The 22454-nt window shown below is 53.9% G+C and carries 14 protein-coding genes; 3 read left to right on the top strand and 11 right to left on the bottom strand.

Features of this window, described 5'->3' with window-relative positions:
* Nucleotide 1: 1 nt before the first annotated feature.
* The 7 genes from B4W65_RS03495 to B4W65_RS03525 form a co-directional block, all read right to left on the bottom strand.
* On the bottom strand, nucleotides 2-3196 hold the full coding sequence (locus B4W65_RS03495) for a SusC/RagA family TonB-linked outer membrane protein (protein WP_088653731.1): 3195 nt from the start codon (nucleotides 3194-3196) through the stop codon (nucleotides 2-4).
* Between the two features lie 17 nt (nucleotides 3197-3213).
* Entirely contained in the window at nucleotides 3214-4041 is an 828-nt protein-coding gene (locus B4W65_RS03500) for a glycoside hydrolase family 16 protein (RefSeq protein WP_088653732.1), read from the bottom strand.
* A 134-nt stretch (nucleotides 4042-4175) separates the two neighbouring features.
* On the bottom strand, nucleotides 4176-8147 hold the full coding sequence (locus B4W65_RS03505; protein ID WP_088653733.1) for a hybrid sensor histidine kinase/response regulator transcription factor: 3972 nt from the start codon (nucleotides 8145-8147) through the stop codon (nucleotides 4176-4178).
* Between the two features lie 4 nt (nucleotides 8148-8151).
* Nucleotides 8152-9957, bottom strand: coding sequence for a MutS-related protein (locus tag B4W65_RS03510; protein ID WP_088653734.1), 1806 nt, complete (start codon nucleotides 9955-9957; stop codon nucleotides 8152-8154).
* Between the two features lie 32 nt (nucleotides 9958-9989).
* Complete coding sequence (locus B4W65_RS03515) at nucleotides 9990-11822, bottom strand: T9SS type A sorting domain-containing protein (protein WP_088653735.1); 1833 nt, start codon at nucleotides 11820-11822, stop codon at nucleotides 9990-9992.
* A gap of 96 nt (nucleotides 11823-11918) precedes the next feature.
* The gene (locus B4W65_RS03520) at nucleotides 11919-12329 is read right to left on the bottom strand and encodes a PAS domain-containing protein (RefSeq protein ID WP_088653736.1); all 411 of its coding nucleotides are present in this window, start codon (nucleotides 12327-12329) and stop codon (nucleotides 11919-11921) included.
* Between the two features lie 144 nt (nucleotides 12330-12473).
* Nucleotides 12474-13754, bottom strand: a complete 1281-nt coding sequence (locus B4W65_RS03525) for a WG repeat-containing protein (RefSeq protein WP_088653737.1) — start codon at nucleotides 13752-13754, stop codon at nucleotides 12474-12476.
* 203 nt (nucleotides 13755-13957) lie between these two features.
* On the opposite strand from B4W65_RS03525, the gene B4W65_RS03530 reads away from it, so the two are divergent.
* Nucleotides 13958-14983, top strand: coding sequence for an Atu2307/SP_0267 family LLM class monooxygenase (locus B4W65_RS03530; protein WP_205741208.1), 1026 nt, complete (start codon nucleotides 13958-13960; stop codon nucleotides 14981-14983).
* A 7-nt stretch (nucleotides 14984-14990) separates the two neighbouring features.
* Here B4W65_RS03530 and B4W65_RS03535 read toward each other — a convergent pair whose 3' ends face one another.
* The 3 genes from B4W65_RS03535 to nadB all read right to left on the bottom strand — a co-directional run bounded on the left by B4W65_RS03535 (nucleotide 14991) and on the right by nadB (nucleotide 18548).
* Nucleotides 14991-16109: an anti-sigma factor gene (locus tag B4W65_RS03535; RefSeq protein ID WP_088653738.1), complete on the bottom strand. Its 1119-nt coding sequence runs from the start codon at nucleotides 16107-16109 to the stop codon at nucleotides 14991-14993.
* Nucleotides 16106-16591, bottom strand: a complete 486-nt coding sequence (locus B4W65_RS03540; RefSeq protein ID WP_088653739.1) for an RNA polymerase sigma factor — start codon at nucleotides 16589-16591, stop codon at nucleotides 16106-16108. The genes B4W65_RS03535 and B4W65_RS03540 overlap by 4 nt, the downstream gene beginning before the upstream one ends.
* A gap of 364 nt (nucleotides 16592-16955) precedes the next feature.
* Nucleotides 16956-18548 carry an L-aspartate oxidase gene (gene nadB / locus B4W65_RS03545; RefSeq protein ID WP_088653740.1) on the bottom strand — a complete coding sequence of 531 codons (1593 nt, stop codon included), beginning with the start codon at nucleotides 18546-18548 and terminating at the stop codon, nucleotides 16956-16958.
* Nucleotides 18549-18620: 72 nt separating this feature from the next.
* Here nadB and B4W65_RS03550 point away from each other — a divergent pair, with 72 nt between their 5' ends.
* Nucleotides 18621-19325 (top strand): phosphatase PAP2 family protein, encoded by a 705-nt coding sequence (locus B4W65_RS03550; protein ID WP_088653741.1) that lies wholly within the window; start codon nucleotides 18621-18623, stop codon nucleotides 19323-19325.
* A gap of 79 nt (nucleotides 19326-19404) precedes the next feature.
* Nucleotides 19405-20394, top strand: a complete 990-nt coding sequence (gene trpS, locus B4W65_RS03555) for a tryptophan--tRNA ligase (RefSeq protein WP_088653742.1) — start codon at nucleotides 19405-19407, stop codon at nucleotides 20392-20394.
* On the opposite strand, the gene B4W65_RS03560 is transcribed toward trpS, so the two are convergent.
* Nucleotides 20391-22370, bottom strand: a complete 1980-nt coding sequence (locus B4W65_RS03560) for a tetratricopeptide repeat-containing sensor histidine kinase (protein WP_088653743.1) — start codon at nucleotides 22368-22370, stop codon at nucleotides 20391-20393. The two genes, trpS and B4W65_RS03560, sit on opposite strands and share 4 nt — an antisense overlap.
* Between the last annotated feature and the right edge of the window lie 84 nt (nucleotides 22371-22454).

A 22454-nucleotide genomic window follows, 5' to 3' on the forward strand; every position in this document is an offset into this window, starting at 1 on the left:
CTTAAAATTTTACGTTGACATTAAAACCATAGCTCTTGCGCGAAGGCAGGGAGCCGTATTCCAGTCCCATACCGGTGGTGTTGTTGTAGTTCGAATCCGGGTCGATGTTCGGGATGTTTTTCCAAACGATGAAGGGATTGCGGGCCACAGCCGATACGGTCAGTCCTTTTACCTTATTGCGCAACAGGGTTTGTGGCACGTTGTAAGTCAGGGAGATCTCGCGACATTTCACGTAGGAGTTGTCGTAGATGAACATCGAGGGTGCATTGCGGCTGACGCTCATCCAGTAGTCCTCGGGATTGATGTAAATGTCGTTGTCGCGGTACTTTCCGTCGCCATTGGCAATAACACCGGGGGCAATGTAACCGCCGGTCGGCGTCCACTGGCCGCCCTTGGGTACGCCGGCTGCCTGCCGGGCTTCCTCCGATTTGTACCAGGCTTCGCGTCCTTCGAGGGTGCCTTTTTCCTTGCCCGACTCGTGGGCGGCACGGGCCGACATGGAATAGAGGTCGCCGCCGACTTTCACGTCGAACAGGGCCCAAAGCGACAGGTTTTTGTAGCTGAGGGTGGTACCCAAACCGCCGGTCCAGTCCCACGAGGCATTACCCAGTATGTGGTTGCTTTTGTCGTACTGGGGCAGACCGGTATTGGGGTCGATCAGTACCTGGCCGTTTTCGTTGCGCTCGAAATCGGGACCCACTATGGAGCCGAAGTTTTCGCCTACCATGGCAGCTACCTGTACATCCAGCCAGGGCGCTTTTTCCAGTTCAATCATATCCATATCGTCCACCAGCTTGCGCACGATGTTGCTGTTTTTGGCAAAGTTCAGGTTGACGTCCCACGAAAAGTCGTTGATCTGCACGGGACGGGTGTTTAGGGAGATTTCCACCCCTTTATTTTCGATTTCACCCGCGTTGATCAGGCGGTGGTTGTAGCCCGAAGTCCACGAGGTGGCCATGCCCATGATCTGGTTTTCGCTGACCTGTGTGTAGTAGGTGAAGTCCAGTCCGATGCGGTTGTTCAGGAACTTCATTTCCAAACCGGTTTCAAAGGAATTGGTGATGGTGGGCAACAAATCCTTGTTGGGGATGGTGTTGTTGTCGATGTAACCAATGGTGTAACCGGGGTAACTCAGGTTCGATTTGGTGTAAACGAGTCCCAGTTGGTAGGGGTCGGTGTCGCTGCCCACCTGGGCCCACGACAGCCGCAGCTTTCCGTAAGGGAGAATGTCGCGTCGGTCGAGCAATTCGGAGAATACAAAACTACCGGATGCAGAGGGGTAGGTGTACACGTTGTTTCCGGCGGGAAGGGTCGACGACTGGTCGGTGCGTACGGTGGCATCCAGGTACAGCATGTGCTTCCAGCCCAGGTTGAGGGCGCCAAAGGCCGAAGAGATCTGCTTGCGGTAGGTGTATTGGTTGATGCTGCTTTCGTTGAAGCTCATCAGGGCCACTACATCGCGTATCTGCATGTCCTGTGCGGTAACTACGGTGGTCAGGTTATCGACCTTGTACATGTTGCCACCCAGGGTGGCGTTGAAGTCAAAATCGCCCCAGCTGTTGTTGTACAGAGCCAGTACTTCGGCATTGTACATACTGTTGCGGTAGTTGCTGTTTTGCAGGCGTCCAGCCTCAAAACCGGGGGTGGTGGGCGCTTTAAAGTCGTCGAACTCGAACCAGTTGAGCTCGGTTCCCACGGTGGCCTGCAGCTTTATTTTCTCGCTGACGTTCCAAAGCACCTTTCCGTTGAGGCGGAAGAGGTCCTTGTGCGACTTGTTGTAGTTCTTGTAAATGTCCCAGTAAGGGTTCACGTTGTAGGGGTCCATGCCGTTCCAGTTGGCGTAATTGCCGGCGGCATCCTCGTAGCTTTTCAACCACCGCTGGTCGTAGGTGGTGGCCAGAGTCATCAGGTTTTTACCGATGTTCGATTTGCTGTCGCCCAGGGCGGGACGGTTTTTTACATCCTCAAAGGTGTAGTTGGCACTGAAGTCGAGGTCCACCTTGCCCAGGGAGGTGTGGCTGCGCAGGTTAAGCACATCGCGGCTCATATGGGTTTCAGGAACAATATCGTTGTTGCGCATATCGGTGATGGTGAAGCGCAATCCCGTTTTGCCGCTTTGGGCATTGACCACTACCGAGTTGGTAGCGGTATTCCCGGTCCGGAAAAAATTGGAGGTGTTGTCGGGAATGATGAGGAAGGGACGCTCCACACCATCGTAGTAGCGCAGCATGTTGCCGCCGTCGGCCCGGGGGCCCCAGCTCTTGTTGGTGTTGGATACGGCATCGATGCTGTAGGTGCCGTTGCTTCCCATACCGAAGGTCTGCTGAATGTTGTCCCATTTGGCCAGCTGCGTATCGAAGGTCAGCGTTCCGTTGTACTCCACGCTGAACTGGTCTTCTCCGCTGGCTTTTTTGGTGGTGATGAGGATGACGCCGTGACTGGCGCGACTGCCGTAGAGGGCCGAGGCGGCGGGGCCTTTCAGTACCGACATGCTTTCAATGTCGTCGGGATTGATGCTGGAGATGCCGTCGCCCAAATCGTAGCCGCCGCTGTAGCCGGCACTGCCGTAGTTGGTGTTGTCGAGGGGTACGCCGTCGATAACATACAGGGGCTGGTTGTTGCCGGTCATTTCGGTGCTGCCTCGCAGAATAACGCGGGTTGAGCCGGAGGGACCGCCGGCGGTCTGACTCACCACCAGACCGGCTACACGTCCGGCCATGGAGTTGATGACGTTGGTCTCGCGGGCTTTGGTGAGGGCTTCACCGGCCACTTCTTCCAGTCCGTAACCCAGGGCTTTACGCTCTCTTTTTATGCCCAGGGCCGTTACCACCACGTCGTCTAGCAGTTGGCTGTCTTCTTCCAGCATGATGGTCAAAGGGGCATCGATGGCGCTGATGGCTACTTGCTGGGTTTTGTAGCCAATGGCGCTGATGACCAGGGTGGAGCCGACAGGGATGTCGAGCTCGAAGTTCCCATCCATATCGCTGACGGTGCCATTGGCCGGATTTTCCATCTCGACCAGGGTAACACCCGGAATGGGACCCAGAGGATCCGTTACAGTTCCCGAGACCTTTCGGACTTGTTGCTGCAGTTGAAGGTTTTCGGTTGAAGAAGCACTCAGCTCTTGGGTAGTCCCCAACAGCGTGAGGAACATTGTTCCGAAGAACAAGACATTTTTCAGTTTGATTTTTTTCATAAATCTGGTGCTAAGGATTAATATACTTTTATCCAATCGATGTACATGTGTGCGCTTTCACCGTCCTTTAAGGCGGTCAGCTCACTGGGGTCGTGAATGTCGGGAAAGGCACCGCCAACGGCCAGGTTAAGGAGGACTAAGCAGGGGTCCTGGAAGTATTCGTGGCGACCGCTGAGGGGACCGATGTCGAAGGAGCGAAACGCGATGCCGTCGATGCTGACGGTAAGTGTGTTTTCGGTCCAGTCGAGCGCATAGGTGTGGTAAGCACCGTCTTGAAGACTGTAGGCAAATTCGGCCCCATAATACTCCTGACGGTGCGAAGCCATATCGGTGCCGTAATGAATGGCGGTGTTGAAATAGGTTTCTGTAGTGCCGCTTTTAATTCCGGTACGTTCGCCCATTTCCAGGATGTCGATTTCGCCGCAGGCGGGCCAGTTTTTACCGTTGTCGCCCATCATCCAAAAGGCAGGCCACAGGCCATTGCCTGTTTTTGGAAGCTTGATTCGGGCTTCGATGCGGCCATACTTAAAGTTGAATTTTCCACGGCTGTTGACGCGACCGGAATAGATTTGGTCGCCCTGGCGTTCGGCCGTAAGGATAAGAACCGTTTTGCCGTCGTCGACGCCCACGCTTACATTAGCCGGCCGGTAGGCTTGTAGTTCCTGGTTTACCCAACCGGGAGCATGGCTTTCTTTGGTCCATACTTCTTCGTTGAAGAACTCAAAGTTGTCGATAAAGCGCAGGTCCTCCTGCTCCTCTTGGGGAAGGGGTTTTTCCTCCTCCTTAGAGCAGGCAGGTTGGATAAAAACGCCTGCAAGCATCAGTAGTGCCAGTATTCTCCTCATTTTTTCAGTTTGTTGGTTGTTAGCATCGGCAAATATGCTAACTACTGTTAAAATGGGGGTTTGATGGCTGACAAAGAAGGTTTGATTCCCGACACTTTTGTGTTGGAGTCGGGGAGATGTGTGGAAGGTGAAGTTTAGTTGGATGACCTGTATTTGCTGGGCTGCACGCCAAAGTGCTGCTTAAACAGGGAGCTGAAGTACTTGGGATTGACAAAGCCACAGTCGGCCGCGGCTTCGGTCACACTTTTCCCGTTTTTTAACATTTCTGCAGCCTTTTGCAGACGAATGAGGCGGATGAATTCCTGGGGACTTTCTCCGGTAAGGGATTTGAGTCTGCTGTAGAAGAGGGTGCGACTCATAGCCATTTCGCGACAGAGGCGGTCGATGGTAAAATCCGAATTGCTGAGGTTGGCAATAATCAGGTTGGTGGCCCGCTCCACAAACTGGCGGTCGTTTTCAGACAGGCCCGGGTCTGCTTCTTCTGCGGGTTCCGGTCTGCTGTCGTGTTTTGCTGCATCCTGGTCTCTGGCAACCTGGCGCAAGGCTTCCCGCATGAAAAAGGCGCGCTGCCTTTTTCGGTTTTCAATCAGCCCGTGTACCTTTAGTTGGAGGATTTCTGTGCTGAAGGGTTTGGGTATGTAATCGTCGGCCCCTTTTTTGAGGCCCGCTACGGTAGCCTCGTGGTTGGCTTTGGCGGTGAGCAGCACAAAGGGGATGCCTGAGGTTTCGGGCTTGTCCTTTACCATGCGGCAAAGCTCATCGCCCTGTATGCCCGGCATCATTACGTCCGAAAGAATCAGGTCGGGGTATTCCGTATCGAGGAAGGTCAGGGCTTCCTGAGCATTGGGGGCGTCCACCACCCGGTAGTCGTTCTCAAAGGTGAGTCGCAGATATTGCCGCAGGTTTTCGTTGTCTTCCACAATGAGCAAGAGATCTTTGTCCTTGTCTCCTTTATTTGGGGCATTCTTTTTTTGTTCCTGGGTGGCAAATGATGCATGGGCTGCTGTGCGGACTGGTTTTTCGGTAGCGTTTATTTCAGCTGTGGTTTCGGGTTGGTCGTAGCATCTTTTCAGGGTGATGGTAAAGCAGCTGCCCTTGTTTTCTTCTGATTCCACGCTGATTTTCCCACCTAAAACTTTGACAATGCGTTGTACCTGCAGCAGACCAAAGCCGGTGCCGGCCTGTTGCGATTTTTGTGCGTTTTTGGCACGATATACATCTTTAAATAAGTGCTTTTGCTCCTTTTGGGGGATGCCAATGCCGCTGTCACTGACTGTAATGTGTACTTTACGTCTGGAGCTCCATAAGCCCAAGGCCAGCTGGCCACCGGGTGGGGTGTATTTGCAGGCGTTCGACAGTAGGTTGTCGAGCAGCATGCTCAGCAACTGCCGGTCGCCTTGTATGCAAAGTTTTTCTTTAGGCATGCTCAGCCCAAAGCGCAGTTGCTTTTTTTCGCAATAGGGTTGAAAATGGGCCATCTCCTCAGCCAGAATGCTGTTGATTTCCAGAGGGTAGAGGGTGGTCTTTTGACGGCTAAGGTCCACCTTCTCAAATTCGAGCAACTGTGAAATGAGGCTGTGGAGTTTTTGCGTATTGTTGCGTGCCAGTTGCAGGTAGTACCGGGCTTTATCGTTGAGTCCGGTCTCCCCGTTCAGGTCTTCAAGGGGAGCCATGATGAGGGTGACCGGTGTGCGAATGTCGTGGGCCGTATTGATGAAGAATTTGATTTTGTCTTCGTCGTGCTTTTTCTGCAAGCGGTTGCTGTTGTACCTAAAGATGAAATAGAGTACGGTGCCAGCCAGGCTTATGTAAAAGATCCAGGCCCACCAACTGTTGTACCAGGGCTCGGCAATGTTTAGCTGGAGCGTTTTTTCGGAAATTATTTCTCCGTTGCTGCGGCGCACATTACGTACTTTTAGGAGGTAGTTGCCGGGAGCCACCCGGGTGTAGCGCAGGGTGCCGTCGGGCGAGGAGTTGTTCCAGTTTTGGTCGTATCCATCCAGTATGTGTTGGTAGCTGATGTCGCGCTGAAAGCGGTGGTTAATGGCTTCGAAGTGTACCGTGAAGGAGTTGTAGCGAAAGGGGAGACTTACCGTACCGCCTTTAAGCATGGCATGGAGGACGGGTCGCCAGGCTGCAGCTTTTTCGGCAGCAAGGTGGTCGATGGTTAGGCGACGCAGGCGCAGGGGGGCCTCATAGCTGGTGGGGGCTATGGCTTCAGGCATAACCAGTACGGCGCCATCGGTGCTGCCAAAAGCAAAGCGGCCGTCAGACAGGCGTGCAAAGGACGATTTGTTGTATTCCTTATCGATGTCTCCAAGATAGTTGAGGTTCGATATTTTTTCGTTCTCCATAAGGGCCAGTCCCTTTCCCGTGCTCATCCACAGGCGACCCAGGGCGTCTTTTTGCAGACTGTAAACATCGTCGGAAGGAAGGCCTTCCCGGGTGGTAAAGGTGCGGGTTTTACCGGTACTCAGGTCGTAATGGTTCAGGCCGCCTCCTTCGGTGCCCAGCCATACACTTTGGTCGGCGTTAAAAAGCATGGAAATGATGTAGGCGCTGGCATTTTGATGTAAAAACTCCGAAAAGGAGGCATAGCTTTTTAGGGTGTGGTGTTCCTTATTCACCAGGTAGAAACCATTAACAGTAGCGATGCCCACCTGGTTGGGACCTACAATTTCGATGGAGTGAACCCACTTTATGTCGTAAGTCTGCTTGTGTTGTCCGTCCTTATCGAGCAGCATGAGCCAGCCGTTGTGTCCACCGATCCAAATGTCGCCATCCAAATCTTGTCTGATGGAGAAAATGTAATTGGTGGTGAGGGTGTTTTGTTGTTGGGTGAGGTGCCTGAGCAGCTGGCCGTTTTGATCCAGGAGATAGACGCCGTCGCCGTAGGTGCCTGCCCAAATATTGCCGCTTTGGGCACGGCACAGCGTTACCACTACAGTGCCTTTTAAAATGTGTTGCCAGGTGTTGCTGCTTTCTGTGAGAATGCTTATGCCGTCGTCGGTAGCCAGCCACAAGTCCCCCTTGCTGCCTTCCTCAATGCTGTTTATATTGTTGTTGGCGACCGAATGCGTACTCCCTCTTTCGTGTTTGAGTATGCGGGTAGGGTAGGTCGACAGGATGGCTACGGATACACCACCCGAGTAACTGCCTATCCAGATGTTGCCCTGGTGATCGGTGGTAACGGCGTAAATACCGTTGCCGCGCAGATAAATATCTGTGCTGTCTTCGGTGCTCATCAGCAAACGGGGCTGCTTTGAGGGCAAATCAACACTGTACACTCCGCCTCCGTCTACGCCCACCAACATGGTTTGGTCGTCGTAGGAGCTAATGGCCCGTATCGGGTTTAAAAGTCCAGCACTTTGTCCCGCCAGGGGATATAAGTCAGCGGTATCCGATTTCCATATCCACAGACCATTGTTGAAGGTTCCTAGCCAAAGTTCTTTTTCATCGTGGTGGTAATAAAGGGTCTGAACATCTTCCCCTTGTACTACCCAGTCAATTTTCCCTCCGGACTTGAGCTGAACCACGCCTGTGGAGGTGGCGACAAAGAGGGAGGTTGCATCGCAGGTGATATCGTTGATGTAGCGATCGGTCAGCACGGGAACGATGCTGCCGCTTTTCGTCTGCTTGTAGAGTCCCTTGCTCAGCCCCATCCACAGGCAGCCCTCCTTGTCCTGGAAGACTTTATTCAGTACAATTTCGCCTCCTATGGCTTCTCCAAGGGCAAACTGAAGCTCAAAAGCATCGTTTTCGGGGGAGAATAGAAAGATTCGGCCGGTGTGATCATAGGCCCAAAGTTTGTACTCATCATCGTACAACAAGCGGAGTCGCCGTCCGGCCATATCGCCGTAGTGCAGGGTGCCGGGGAGACTGTATTTTTTAATGACCTGACCGTTGTAGCGGTCGATACCAAGTTTGGTGGCTACCCAAATGGCGCTGTGTTGATCTTCCACGATGGAGAATACGCGTTGACTGCTGAGGCCTTCGGAATAACCAAGATGTCTGATGTCAAACATATTGTTGGTCAATGCGGCCGTGCTGATGTTGAAGGGCAGCAAAAACATAGCTAAAAGCAGGTATCTCAACGTTTGGTCCATATTGCTATTTCTCGGTTTTCTGAATCAGTCCCATTTTCTGCATCAGAAAGGAGGCATTCAATTTTTGGCTGACGCCGGGATGCAGGCGGTAGTCGAAAACCAGCTCGTTGTTGTCGAGGGCCACTTCGAAACAGTGGTTTTCGGCGCGACCGGGATATTGGGTGGCGAGCTCGCCGATGCCCAGGTCGTGGGTGGCAATGACCACTACGGTTTGCAGGGCCAGGAACTTTTCGAGGAGACCGTAGGAGCCTTTGTGCTTGTCCATGCTGTTGGTGCCGCGCAGTATTTCATCGAGAATAACGAGGGTGTCGGGCTGTTTTTCTATATGGGCTACGATGCTTTGCAGGCGCTTGAGTTCGGCGTAGAAATAGCTTTCGTGCTGCGCCAGTGAGTCGCGTATGTTGATGCTTGAGCGCAGGTCGCAGGGGTGGAAACGCAGTGAGCGGGCACAGACGGGGGCCCCGTTCATGGCCAGCAGCAGGTTAACGGCCAGGGTGCGCAAAAAGGTGCTTTTGCCGGCCATGTTGGCTCCGGTAATGGTGAGGATTTTGGGGCGGCCTTCGAAATGGAGGTCGTTGCCGACGGCATGTTGATGAGGCAGCAGGGGGTGCCTGAGGTCTTTCCCGTTGAACACAAAATCGCTGGCTTCGGGTTGGGGATAGCAAACCTGCCGGGCCTGGTTGTAGGCAAAGATGGCGTAGCTGTTGAGTGCGTCGAGCCGGGCAAGGGTGTCGAGCCATTTTGGGAGCTGCTCCCGGTGTTGCCTCTTCCAGTGTTCCAGGGCATGAACCATACGGAAGTCGAAAAGCAGCAGGGTGTTGAGCAGCAAGCCTACCATAAGGTTGCCGCGGTAGTCGAAGCGGTCGAGCAGCTTAAAAAGGCGCTGCAGGTGGCTGCTGGCGTTTTGCTCCTCTTGCTTAAAAGTGCTTTGCAGCGCTTGAAGATAGGGGGCCTTGAACGTTTGTTCTTCGACCAGGCGAATGAGGCGGGCGTATTTTTGGAGGGTTTGGGCGTTCTTGCTCAGCTGCTGGTGCAGTTTGTTGGTCTGGGTAAGGCGACTGCCAATAAGCGCCAGAGCAAAGAGAACGGGAAGGAAAAGGAAATTGCCGGGAATATGCCCCAGGGCCGTGGCCACTATCCACGCACCTATGACCAGGGGCCAGACTTGGGCCAGGCGATGGTGCACGGTGGTGGGGCTGGGGGCTTGGTTTAACCAGTGCCGCAGTCGCTCCACTTCGTTGGTTTCGGCCTTAGCCAGCAGGCCGTAGGTTCTGAAGTTTTCGAGGTAGGCAGGAAGTGCAGCCAGCTCGGCAATGGCGGTCTGGCGGCGCAGAATGTGGGTGCTGTCCCGGCTGCCGCTGACGAGTTCCCGGGCAAAGCGTTGACGGCCTTCTGCACTTACGCAGCGGTTCAGGTATTGAAAGAGGGAGCCGCGACCAAAAAGGTCGAAGTCGCCGGCCAGCTCGGGTTGCAGACTGCTGAGCTCGCTGCCCGGGTCGAGGTGGACAAAGTCGTGCTCCAGGCAACGCAGTTCGTCGCGGTTGATTTGCAGGCGGGTCTTTAGGTCTTTTTGGCGCGCAACCAGGTACAGATCCCATATTACACCCAAAATAAATAAGCTGAGGGTGGCTGCGGCAGCGTATAAAAATACCGGGTCCATCTTGCTTTTGATGAAGAAGAGGAGCAGGGTAATGGTGGCTACAAAAGTCAGCAGCCTGAAGGGGGCTGTCAGCCGAAACAGCGGCTGCAGCTTTTGCAGTTCCCGGGCGTAGCGTTCGCTACGCCCGGTATAGTTTTGTTTGGCGTTCATGCCTCAAAGATAGGACTTTTCGTCCCAAGGCTTTAACGCTTTATGAGTTTTTGCGTGGAAGCTGTGCCCGTGGCGTAGAAACAACGCACCAGGTAGAGTCCGGGTTGCAGGGTGTTCAGCTCCAGGGTTTGTGTGTTGTTGTCGTTGCCCGGATGCGTCTGAACGCGCAGGCCGGTCTGGTTAATCAGCTCAATGCGGTGAATGCCCCGGGGGGCCGTAATGGTAAGTTGGTTGCCGGCGGGATTCGGGTGAAGCTGAAAGTCCGTGGCAATGGGATGGTGGAGGCCCGTAGTGCCGCCATTTCCGCCTTCGTTTTGGGCGGCGCTGATGTTGGCCACCAAAGAGCTCAAATACCGTTCAAGATGGGTGTAGCCCGATGCTTCGTCGCTTTGCGCACCATCGGCAGAATTGTTGGGATCCAGACCCTGATCGCTTTCCCAGCTGTCGGGCATTCCGTCGTTGTCGCTGTCGGTAGCCACACTGCTGGCGCTCAGCTGCGGCCAAGGGCTCCAGTTGTCGGGCGCATCGGCCGGTTTAATGTCGTGGTGACTGTCAATAATGCCCCATTTGGGGTGATTGGTACTTTTCCAGTCGGTGGTGACTCCGTCAACCGTTACCTTTCCCAATCCGTTGTAGGGCGAAAGGCCTTTAAAGCTGGCGGTGCCTTCCCGGGTTTCTGTTACAATCCGGATATCGTAAGCGTCGCGCTGCAGCGCGGCGCCTGCATAGGCCAACACTTTTTCGTAGGCCAGCGCTGCGCTGTGTGTGGTAACAGTGCCTGTAGCAAAGGGCTGCGCGGCTTTGATGGCGGTCTTTTCGGCTGCCGTGATGGCATAGCGTGAGTGAATCTGGTTGTAAATGCCGTAGTCCCAGTTGTTGTTGGTTGCATTGTTGCAATGGTTGAGATCGCTGCCGCTGCTGGTGCTGCCATCCACCACATTGCCGCTGACGTAAAGCTGTCCCCATTGGTTGTTGATGGGATAAAAGCCATCGCCCGTTGATAAGCCGGTTTTTTTGTCATAGGCCAGTATGCGGCCCCGCTTGGCGCCTGTGGGGGTGGCCGGACCGGGTTTGTAGTAATTGTTGACCAGGTTAATGTTCATGGCTTCGCCTCCGTAGGCGCCATTTCCGCCCCAATTGTAAACGACATTGTTTCGGAAGTCCACTTCCTCACTGGTTTGGGTGCTTTCGGCCGGACCAAAGCGGGGGGTGCGACTGTCGTGGTGGGCCATGAGGTTATGGTGAAAGCTGGCCTGGCTTCCGCCCCAAATCCCGCCGTAGCCGTGGGGTCCTTTGGAGTGGCCCGAGAGACGGAGGCTTTCCGAAATGAGACACCATTGCAGGGTGAAGTTGGTCATTCCGTAAAAGCTGGCACACTCGTCGGTGCTCCATGAGATGGAACAATGGTCGATGATGATGTCGCGATAGTCGCGTGAGCCAAAGGCATCAGCGCCATCGGCATTGGCCAGGTTGTCGTCGCCCATGCGAAAGCGCAGGTAGCGCACAATAACATTGTTGGCGTTGATGCTGACCGGGCTGTTGGCCAGACAAATGCCATCGCCGGGGGCCGATTGTCCGGCGATGGTGACGTCGCCTTTGTTGATTTTTAGGGGACTGTTCAAATGGATGGTGCCGGCTACTTTAAACAGAATGGTTTTGGGGGAGCTCTGGTTCAGTGCCCATCGCAAGGTTCCCGCTTCGTTGATGTTGTCGTTGAGGGAGGTCACGTAGTATACGGCGCCTCCACGGCCGCCTGTTGCATAGCGTCCGTGCCCCTCGGCACCCGGAAAGGCAGGCGTCTGCGTTTGGCCGAAGGCAGCGGTGGCCAAAAGAAGGAAGCAAATGAGTAAACTTTTTAATTGCATAAGTCTGAGATTTTTGGGTTTGTCTCAGACAAAAATAGCGGACCTGAAGGGTCCGCTTGTGTAAATATGGGTTTAAAAAAGGGGTAAAATCGGTTTTTATCCCTCGTAGTAGGCGAAAGTGACTTTACGGCCCTTGCCGTTGGCACCCAAAATATTGTCGAAAAAGGCTGCAGCCGCCTGAATTTGGATGCGTTCACCGCCTTTTTTCATCACCTCCCAGAAACGCACAATTTCGTATTCGTTTTTAATGAAAAGATCGTGGGCGCTTTGCAGCTGTTTGTGGTTTTCGGGTGGAACCACCGTGGTGAAGGGTTTACCAGGCAATTCGCCGGGCTGGTAGCCGTAAATTTGGTTGTAACGGTCGTTCACATAAACGTAGTTGCCGTTTTCGTCGGTCACACAAATGCCCAATTCCTTTTCGTTGTCGATAATCTCCTGCGCCTTGTCCGGATTGGCAGCTATGGCCTCCTTAATTTCCTTGGTCCGGAATACATTAATTCTCCCCATCTGTTTATTGTTTTATAATTTAAGTACAACATTACCGGATTAGGGTATTTTTGCTTTGTTGTCTGCTAATGAAACAGTAGAGGGCCAAATTTGTTCGCTGACAAAAATGTTTTTGTTTAGGTTTTTAATGATCAGGATTAACGTTTAATCAAAGTTGAAGGTGAGGCCAATGGTGTAGGGAAAGAGCTCAGGACCGCGGTCTTCCTTGAATAGGCTCTGGGGACTGTAGCTGGCATAGATGCCGAAGTCGTCGTAACCCGCCTTAGCAAAGTAGCCGTAGCGAAAGGTGGGCATGCCAAAGCTGTCGCGCCGCTTTTTCTTATCCTTGGAGCCGTCCTCCCGAAGCACCAGCTTGGTGTGCGAGCGCAAACGCAGTCCCCCCTCGATGCCGGCCGAAAGATAGAAGTTGTTTTTTCCCTTGCTGTCGGGCAGCTGAATTTCAAAGGCCAGGGGCACGGTCAGTTGTAGGGTGGTGAGTTTCGACTTGGAGATGCGGGCATCCTCCAGGATGTCGGGAAACCAGATTCTGCTTTCTTCGGGCACTTCGGTAATGCGGTCAAAATCGAAGCGGTAGTTGTTGAATTTGATCCCTGCTGCGGTGACCAGTCCCACATGCGGACCAATCAGCCGAATGCTTTGCTGCCAGGGGTAGATGCCGACTTCTATCGACTTACCGGGAATGGTTTCCATAAAGGCATAGTCCTGCGGAAGTCGGTCCTTATTGTCGGCGTCTAGGTAGCCGTTAATGCCCAGATAAAAGCCCGACAGGTGTCCTTCAAAAGTGTCTTTCTTCTTTTTGTGCTCTACACGGGCGGGACCAATTTCCATGGCGGGACCGTGCCACGCGTCGGTTTCGAGGCTGTCGCTTGCAGGAGAAAAGTCGGCTTGGTTTTGCACCAGACTGTCGGCTGCCTGGGCCGAGGCCACCAGGGGAGTGCCCGCAAGGCGACCGTTGGGGTCCAGAAAAACCTGCTGACCATCGAGCCAGGCGCGTGCCCTTCCGTTTTCAAAGTTGCTCAGATGCTCGTAAATGGGGGGCACCACCAGTTGGCCGCGGGTATTGACCATGCCCATCTTTCCATTTTTAAGTACTCTGGCTCTTTCCTGGTCAAAGGCCCATATCTGGTCGTACTCGGGCGCCAGGAGTTGCCGCCCCTCGCTGTTATAGAGGCCCATTTTTTGACCCTTAATTGCTTTCAGGTAGGGCAATTGTCCATGAACCATAATCTGATCGAAGCGGCAGGGAATCAGCAGACTGTCGTTGGCATTGGCCACCCCAAAGTGGCCGTTTTGTTGTACCCTAAAGAGGCCTGGTGCTATTTCCCACCGTTGATCGTAGCGCGGCGTGCTGTCGTTTTGGGCATTGAGTAAATGGCCCGGGAGGGTGAGGGCCAGAAGCAGTAGAAATAAAATGTATCGTCTCATTTTGTTGTTTTTTATGTTGTATGCTTTGATTTATGCCGGCTTTTGTGCTTAAGACCATCAAGGGTGCGCATTAGTTACAGGCGCTTTTGTTTTTTTCGCGCCGTGCTGCCCGGCGCCCGCCTCATCTGTTTGAACCATTTTGTTATTTAGACGGTTATAAACTTGTACGGGGCATGGTGCCTCGGTATTTTTTTAGGAGAATTATGATAGAACTAGGTATAGACAGTTTTGCTGCCGTTAATGTAAGCAGCGAGGAGCAGCGGCCGCAGGAGAGCATGCAGGCCATGCAGGAGTTGTTGGAGCGGATGGAATTGGCCGATGAGGTGGGCCTCGACTTTTTTGGAATGGGCGAGCACCATCGGGAGGAGTATATGGACTCGGCCCATGCCGTAATTCTGGCGGCAGCCGCCGCCAGAACGCGACAGATTAAGCTTGGAAGTGCGGTTACCGTACTCAGCGCCAACGATCCGGTAAGGGTTTTTCAGGAATTTGCCACCCTCGATTTGGTTTCCAAAGGGCGGGCCGAAATGGTCGTGGGCCGCGGCTCCTTCATCGATGCCTTTCCCTTGTTTGGCTACAGTCTGGACGACTACAATGAGCTCTTTACCGAGAAGCTGAATCTGCTTTTAAGAATACGGGACGAAAATCCCATCAGTTGGTCGGGTCGTTTTCGCCCGGCTTTGAAGGAGCAGCCCATTTATCCGCGGCCCATACAAAAGCACTTGCCCATTTGGTTGGGCGTAGGCGGTACGCCTGCTTCTTTCAAACGGGCAGGAGAACTGGGTCTGCCCCTGGCCGTGGCCGTTATTGGTGGCGAAACCCACCGTTTTCGTCCCCTGGTGGATATGTACCGCGAAGCGGGTCTGCGTGCCGGCCACCGGGAAGAGGACCTTAAGGTGAGTCTCCACTCCCTGGGCTACCTGGGAGAAGACACCCAGGCGGCGCTCGATACCTTTTACCCGGGCTATGCCGAGGCCTTTACGAAAATTGGCAAGGAAAGGGGGTGGGGACCGGTAACCCGTTACCAGTTCGATTCGCAAGCGGGTCCCCTGGGTGCCTTCTTGGTTGGGAATCCCCGGGATGTGGCCGAGAAAATTCTGCGTCACAGCGAAGCGCTGGGCGGCATTTCGCGGGTGACCTTTCAAATGGACAGTGCGGGACTGACCCACGAGCAGCTGAAGGCCTCCATTCGTTTAATGGGGCGTGAGTTGAAGCCCTTGTTGGCTTAGCGGGGGACTAATCGTTGGTGATGCGACTGCCGATCCAGCCCGGAACCCGTTGGTGGAGGTCGAAATGTTCATTGCCCAGGTTAACGGCCACCAGTTGCCCCTCTTCGTCGAACACCCGTTCGTATTCCAGGTTTAGGGGATTGACACTTCTCAGCAAGAGGGCTGCACGGTCGGTCAGGCGCTTGTCTGAGACCGTAGCCGCTTGCCGGGGAGGCATTTGCGGCTGAGCCTGGGCCAGCAACTGGTGATTTTCGATGTAGGTGGGCAACATGCGTCGCAACCCCTCTTCATAGGCATCGGGCAACTCTGTTTCGGGCACTTGTATTTGTGCAGGGCCGCTCAGGAGGGGCAACACCTCGCGTTGTTGCTGCCTGCCGGATTCTTTTTTCGCCACATCTTGTAGGGCCAGATAAGGTGCCGGGTCGACAGTTGTTTGGATGGGGCGGGTTCTGTCCTCCTTTTCAGGAAGCTGTTCTTCACCATTTTGCTGCTTGTTGCTCCTGGTGTCGGCATTGAGATCTAAACCGGTGTCTACATCGGCAGTAGGTGTGGTTGTGGTCGGGTCGGGAACTGTCGCCTCGGTGGTGGGACTGTTTTGTTGCACCAGCAAGGGGCCTTCTGTTTGCCTGCCAACTTCAGGCATCCAACGGAAGATGAGCACTACGAGCACCACCGCGGCGGCAGCGTACTGCCAAAATGGTCGGTCCCACAGGAAACGGCGACGAAGGCGCGATTTGTACGGAAACTGCTCCTTGCCCGACTGCAGTCTGGCCAATTGGTAGTACTGCCAGTCGCTCGCGGTGGCCGACTCATTCAATGCAAGGTTTTCCAGCGGGGCATCGTCTTCCAGTGCCGCCACCAGTTGGTAGTCGTACAGCGACAGTTCCGAAAAGGGCTCGGGCGCTTTCTTCAGTTTTTCCCACGATGGTGCAACAGGCAGTTCTTCAGCTTCGAGCAGCACATCCTGCAAGCCTTCCATTTCCTCCTTCAATTGTGGGTGCTGCTGCAGAAAAGCATGCAGCTCCGCTTCGCGGACCACCGGCAGGCGACCTTCGATGTAATCGAGCAGCCACTCTTCGTAAGTGGCGGTGCTCAGGGGCGGTAGCGTGTGCTTTTCGTTTTTCATACAACCAATTCGGGTTGACCAATATACTTTTTCAGGAAGACTCTGGCGCGGTAGATGTACACCTTCACCTGACTCTGCGAGAGCCCCGTAATCTGTTCAATTTCTTCGTAGCTGTAGCCCTCGTAATCGCGCAGCAGGACAACCATTTTCTGGTCGGCCGGCAGGCGCTCCAGGGCCGCATGCAGTATCTCATTCAAATCGCTGTACTGCTCCCCGCTGCTCCCTTCGTCGGGCAGGCCGCGCTCCGGCCGCGTCATACGCTGCTCCCGCTTGAGCGCATCAATCATCACATGGTAGGCGGTGGTAAAGAGGTAACTCTTGGCTTTGTCGTCCTGCACCCCTTCGCGGTAGCGCCACATTTTTTCATAAGCATCCTGCACAATATCTGCCGCCCTGTCCTCATCGCGAACGTTTTTGAGGACAAAGCGGTAGAGTCGGTCGGCATGCTCTTCTACGCAGCGGTTGTAGACTTCGGGACTCATGTACAGGTGCTTTTTATGAGGTACGACTGTCGGGGTAGAGGTAAAGTTACAACAGTCAGCAAAAAAACACAGTTTTTTTGCTGACTGTTGTAACGTGTTAAGGGTCCCAGGACTAAAGTCCCGGTCGAGGCAAAGCCTCGAAAGGCTTGGTCCCAGCCATCTCCTACTTGGACGGCCCCACGCCGCAGGGGCACGGGTGCCCCAAGGCCGGGACTTCAGTCCCGTTACAAAAACGCGCCCTCCGGGCGCTCCATATCTGCCCCAATAATAGCCCAGGGTTTCAACCCTGGGTGGCCTTGTGTGCCGGCCTTGCATCCGACATGGCCTTGTGTATCGGCCTTGCATCCGACATGCCCCTGTGGCCTTACAAATCCAATTGGTTGGGGAAATCAATGTTGTAATGCAAACCGCGGCTTTCGCGACGGAGTTGGGCCATTTTGATGATGAGGTAGCCCACCTGTATGGTGTTGCGCAGTTCGCAGAGTTCTTCCGAAACCACGGAGCGTTGAAACAGGTTTTCGGTTTCGTGGTAGAGGATTTCGAGGCGGTCGAGGGCGCGCTTCAAGCGCAGGTTGGAGCGTACGATGCCTACGTAGTAGCTCATAATTTGCTCCAGCTCTTTGCGGCTCTGGGTAATGAGTACCATCTCTTCGGGCATGGAGGTGCCTTCATCGTTCCATTCGGGCACACGGTGGCACCAGTCGAGCTGCTTTATCAGGGGTACGGCGTCCTTGGCGGCGGCATCGGCATACACAACGGCTTCGAGCAGCGAGTTGGAGGCCAGCCGGTTGGCGCCATGGAGACCGGTGGAGCTGCATTCGCCGGCGGCGTACAAACGGCCGATGGTGGTGCGGGCGTGGTGGTCTACTTTGATGCCGCCGCAGGAATAGTGGGCGGCGGGGACTACGGGAATCTGGTCTTTGGTGATGTCGATGCCCAGGGAAAGGCACTTCTGGTAAATGGTGGGGAAGTGCTGGCGCGTTTCTTCGGGGTCTTTGTGGGTTACGTCGAGGTAAACATACTCATCGCCGGTGGTTTTGAGTTCGTTGTCGATGGCCCGTGCCACGATATCGCGGGGCGCCAGGTTTTCGCGCTCGTCGTACTTGTGCATGAATTTTTGTCCGTCCTTGCGCCGCAGAATGCCGCCGTAACCACGCATGGCTTCGGTAATGAGGAAGGAGGGCCGTTCGGCCGGATTGTACAGGGAGGTGGGGTGAAACTGGATGAACTCCATATTTTCGACCTGTCCCTTGGCGCGGTAAACCATGGCAATGCCGTCGCCGGTGGCAAAGGCGGGATTGGTGGTGGTTTGGTAGGCGCCGCCTACGCCGCCGGAGGCCATAAGGGTGACTTTTGCCAGGATGGTTTCCACGGCGTTGGTCTGCCGGTTAAGCACATAGGCCCCATAGCATTCGATGTCCTTGCGCCAGCGGGTTACCTTTTCGCCCAGGTGGTGCTGGGTAATGATTTCCACGGCAAAGTGGTCCTCGAGCAGGGTAATGTCCGGATTGCTTTTTACGGCTTCGGTAAGGGCGCGTTGTATTTCAAATCCGGTATTGTCTTTGTGGTGCAGTATGCGGTGTTCGGAGTGGCCGCCCTCGCGGTGCAGGTCAAATTTGCCGTCCTGCGTCTTGTCGAAGCGCGTACCCCAGTCCATCAGCTGCTTGATCTGCTCAGGCGCTTCGGTCACCACCATGCGCACCGTATCGGGATTACAGAGTCCCGCCCCGGCCACCAGGGTGTCTTGCACGTGCTTTTCAAAATCGTCGGGCTGGTAGGTTACCGACGAGATGCCGCCCTGGGCATAAACGGTGGTGGTGTTGTCGAGCTTTTGTTTGTTGATGACACAAACGCTGCCGTGTTGGGCCACTTTAAGGGCAAAACTGAGGCCCGCAATGCCGCTGCCGATGATCAGGAAATCGTATTTCTTGCGGGCGGAGATGTCTTTTGTTCGCATGATACCGCTAACTTTGTTGAACAAAGGTAGCAAAGTTCGTCTTATCTTGGCTGCCGCTAAGAAAGATTACGTATGTACAGATGCTTAATTTTTATGGGGCTGCTCCTGGGCTTGCAGCCGCTGAAGGCCCAATATGCAGCAGTTGGGCCGCAAGTTATACCCGAAGGGACTTCGGTCACTTTGCCACAGGTGGCGGCTGTGGCGGGTGGTTTAACGCTGGCGGCTTTTCTGGTGGATGAGCCGCTGCGCGACTTTATGCAGCGCAATCAGAGTGGCTTTGGCGATGGATTCAGTCGCATTACCGATGTGGCGGGCGAAAAGACGGTGGTGGTGCCGGCCCTGCTGGCCACCTATGGCACCGCGCGCTGGCTGGTGCAGGATGAGGAGCTGCAGGGGGTGGCTTTGCAGGCGATGCAGGCGGTGGTGATTACAGCCTTGGCCACGGAGGGCTTGAAGCACCTGGCGGGGCGGGGTCGTCCTTTTAGGGAGGAGGGGGCTTTTGTTTTTGCGCCTTTTCCGGGCAGCGACGATTCTTTTAAATCGCTGCCTTCGGGGCACGCTTCTTTGGCTTTTGCTGTTTTTACGCCTTTTGCCGAAGCCTACAGTCGCTGGCTGTATGTGGTGCCGGTGGCGGTAGCCGCCGGCAGGGTGTACGACGATAAGCACTGGACTTCGGATGTGCTGCTGGGTGGGGCACTGGGTTTTGTGTCGGCCTGGATCTTTGTGCACCAACCCAATGTAAGCATCATTCCCGGTGGGTTGCGCCTTTATTTTTAAGTGCTTTGCCAAGTTTTTTGCGTTTTTTCCCGTATTTTTGCCCTTTGTTTAGTCAAAAATCAGATAAGCTAAAGTTGTTATGGAAAGAGTTGTGAGTGGTATCCGGCCAACGGGTAACCTGCATTTGGGCAATTATTTTGGTGCGGTTAAAAACTTTTTGAAGATGCAGGAGCAGTATAATTGCTACTTCTTTATTGCCGACTACCATTCGCTGACGACTCATCCGACGCCTGCTGATTTGCACGGAAATGTGCGACAGGTGCTGGCCGAATATCTGGCGGCCGGCTTGGACCCGGAAAAATCGACCATTTATATTCAGAGCGATTTGCCTGAGGTGGCCGAACTTACGCTTTTGATGAATATGAATGCCTATGTGGGTGAGCTGGAGCGTACCACCTCGTTTAAGGAAAAGGTGCGCAAGCATCCCGACAATGTGAATGCGGGCTTGCTGACCTATCCGGTGCTGATGGCGGCCGACATCATTATTCACCATGCGGCCAAGGTGCCGGTGGGTAAGGACCAGGAGCAAAATCTGGAAATGACACGAAAGTTTGCTGCACGTTTCAACCGCATGTACGATAAAGAGTACTTTCCCATTCCCGAGCCTTTTAACTTTGGCGAGGCGCTGGTGAAGATTCCCGGACTGGATGGTTCGGGTAAGATGGGCAAGAGTGAGGGCAATGGTTTGTACCTGGTGGATGAGCCTGCGGCGATTCGCAAAAAGGTGATGCGGGCGGTGACCGATGCCGGTCCCACCCAGCCCAATTCTCCGGTTTCCGAACCGGTCAACAATTTGTTTACCCTGATGTCGGTGGTTTCTGAACCCGACACCCTGGCTCATTTTAAAGCTGCTTACAGCGATTGCTCCATTCGTTACGGCGACTTAAAGAAGCAGTTGGCCGAGGACATTATTCGCTTTACCGATCCCATACGGGAAAAAATTAAAAGCATCTCCTCCGATGAGGCCTACCTGCGTAAGGTGGTGGCTATGGGTAAGGAAAAAGCCCATGAGAGTGCCGCAAAGACTGTACGCGAGGTGCGTGAAATCATCGGATTCCGCTCCTTTTAGTGCTTTGGGCCTTCGTTCAGTGTAATGCTCTGCTCCACCAGGGGCAGGATGATGCGTACCAGGGTGCCGTGGTCAAAGGGATTGACTTCCTTTTTGTCGATGAGCTCCAGTCCGACCTTTCCGCCTGAGTCGTTGCGTATTACATCCAGTCTTTCGCGGGTTATTTTCAAAGCCATGGATTCGTGGGCTTTGGCTTTTTCGCTCTTTTGTTGCATGGAGGTATGGATGCCCATGCCGTTGTCTTCTACCTCGATCACCAACTGATGGCCTATCCGCTTAAAGCGGATGTCCACCCGTCCCTTGTCGTGCAAATCCCGAATGCCATGCTCCACCGCATTTTCAACGAAGGGCTGCGTAATCATCGGGGGAACCAAAACGGCATCCTGGGCCAGAACGGGGTCAATGTCAATTTGGTACATGAAGGGTTCCATAAAGCGCAATTGCTGTAATTCGAGGTAGTAGCCGAGTATTTCTTTTTCGTTGGCCAGGGAAATGTAGTCGTAGTGCGAGAGCTTGAGCACCTGACGCATGAGCTTGGCAAAGTCGGTCAAAAATTTGGTCGATTTTTCTACATCGTGCTCCAATACATAAACCTGAATGGCGCTGAGGGCGTTGAAAATGAAGTGGGGATTCATTTGCGAGCGCAAGAGCTTGTGTTGGTTTTTCAGGTTGTTGTATTTGCTGCGCAGACGGTGCTGAACCACCAGTAAGACCGCTACGATGACCAGGACCACCAGGGTAATAATGAAGACGATGAGAATGAGTCGCTGGCGACTCATTACGTTTTGCTGTTCCAGAGCCTCCTGATTCAACTGATCAATTTTATCGCGTTGGGCTTCGGCATCCAGCATGGCCTCCATGGTGGTCAGATGGTACATGTTTTTCTCGTTGAGGATGCTGTCCTTGTATAGGGTCGCTGTTTTAAAAAACTCCAGAGAAGTCTGAAAACGCTTGGTTTGTTCGCAGAGGGTCGACAGCAGACGGGCCGATTCTTCGGCCTGGAAGCGACTGCCTATCTGCCGCGCAATGGCATAGGAATTTTCCAGATTTTCCTGGGCTTCTTTGTATTTGCCCATCAGTAGGTTGACTTCGCCCACCTTGCCCAGACTTATGGATATCTGCATCTGATCGCCCAGGCGGTTGTTGATTTGCAGGGAGCGTTGCAAATAGTCGTGGGCCAGTTCGAGCTCGTCCATTGCAATGTAGGCGGCGCCCATGCTGTTGAAGCAGATCGACTGTCCGGCACGACTGCCAATTTCGGTGTTGTAAGCCAGGGAGCGCTCAAAATAGAGCAGGGCATTTTCGGGCTGATCCAGTTTGAGCAGACACTCGCCAATATTGTGGTTGTTGATGGCCAGTCCCAGGGTGTTGCCCATAATTTTGGACAGTTCCAGGGAGCGTAAGAAGTATTCAATGGCGGTATGGTAGCGCCCCAGGTTATGGTTTACGTTGCCTATGCTGTTGATGGAAACACTGATGTTAAAGGTGTCTTTGATTTCTTCGGCCAGCCTGAGGGCTTTAAAGTGCATGTCCAGCGCCATGGCGTTGTCGTCGGTCCGCCGATACACCACCCCTATCTGGTTGTAGATATCGGCCAACATAGGTTGGTGATCGATGCTCTGGGCCAGTTTGAGCGCCCGGTGGTGGTATTTGAGGGCCTCTCCATAGAGGGAGCGGTTGCGGTAGCGCTTTCCTATGGTGTTGTAAATTTCTATTTCCTGGTAAATGAGGTTTCGGCGTCGGGCAATGTCCAGAGCTTCTTCTAAAAAGGCATCAAAAGGTTCGGCTTTACTTCCGGATTCGTTGAGGAAACTGGCCGAACGCTCGATCAGTTGATTCACGACCAGCGAGTCGGTGGTGACAGGGCCTGGAATCAGGGTTTCGCCTTCTTCAACAGCCTGCTTTTGCTGACAGGCAGAGAGTGCCAACAGCCAGGTGAGCGCCCAAAGGGGAAAAGTGCGTAAAAGTTTTCGCATGGGCAATTGGTTTATAAAGCCGGACTAAAATACAAAAATTGGCTGTGATTCAACATAAGATCGAGTACAAATGCGAAATAACTT

Origin of the sequence: Geofilum rhodophaeum (genome assembly GCF_002210225.1) — a bacterium.
GTDB lineage: Bacteria > Bacteroidota > Bacteroidia > Bacteroidales > Marinilabiliaceae > Geofilum > Geofilum rhodophaeum.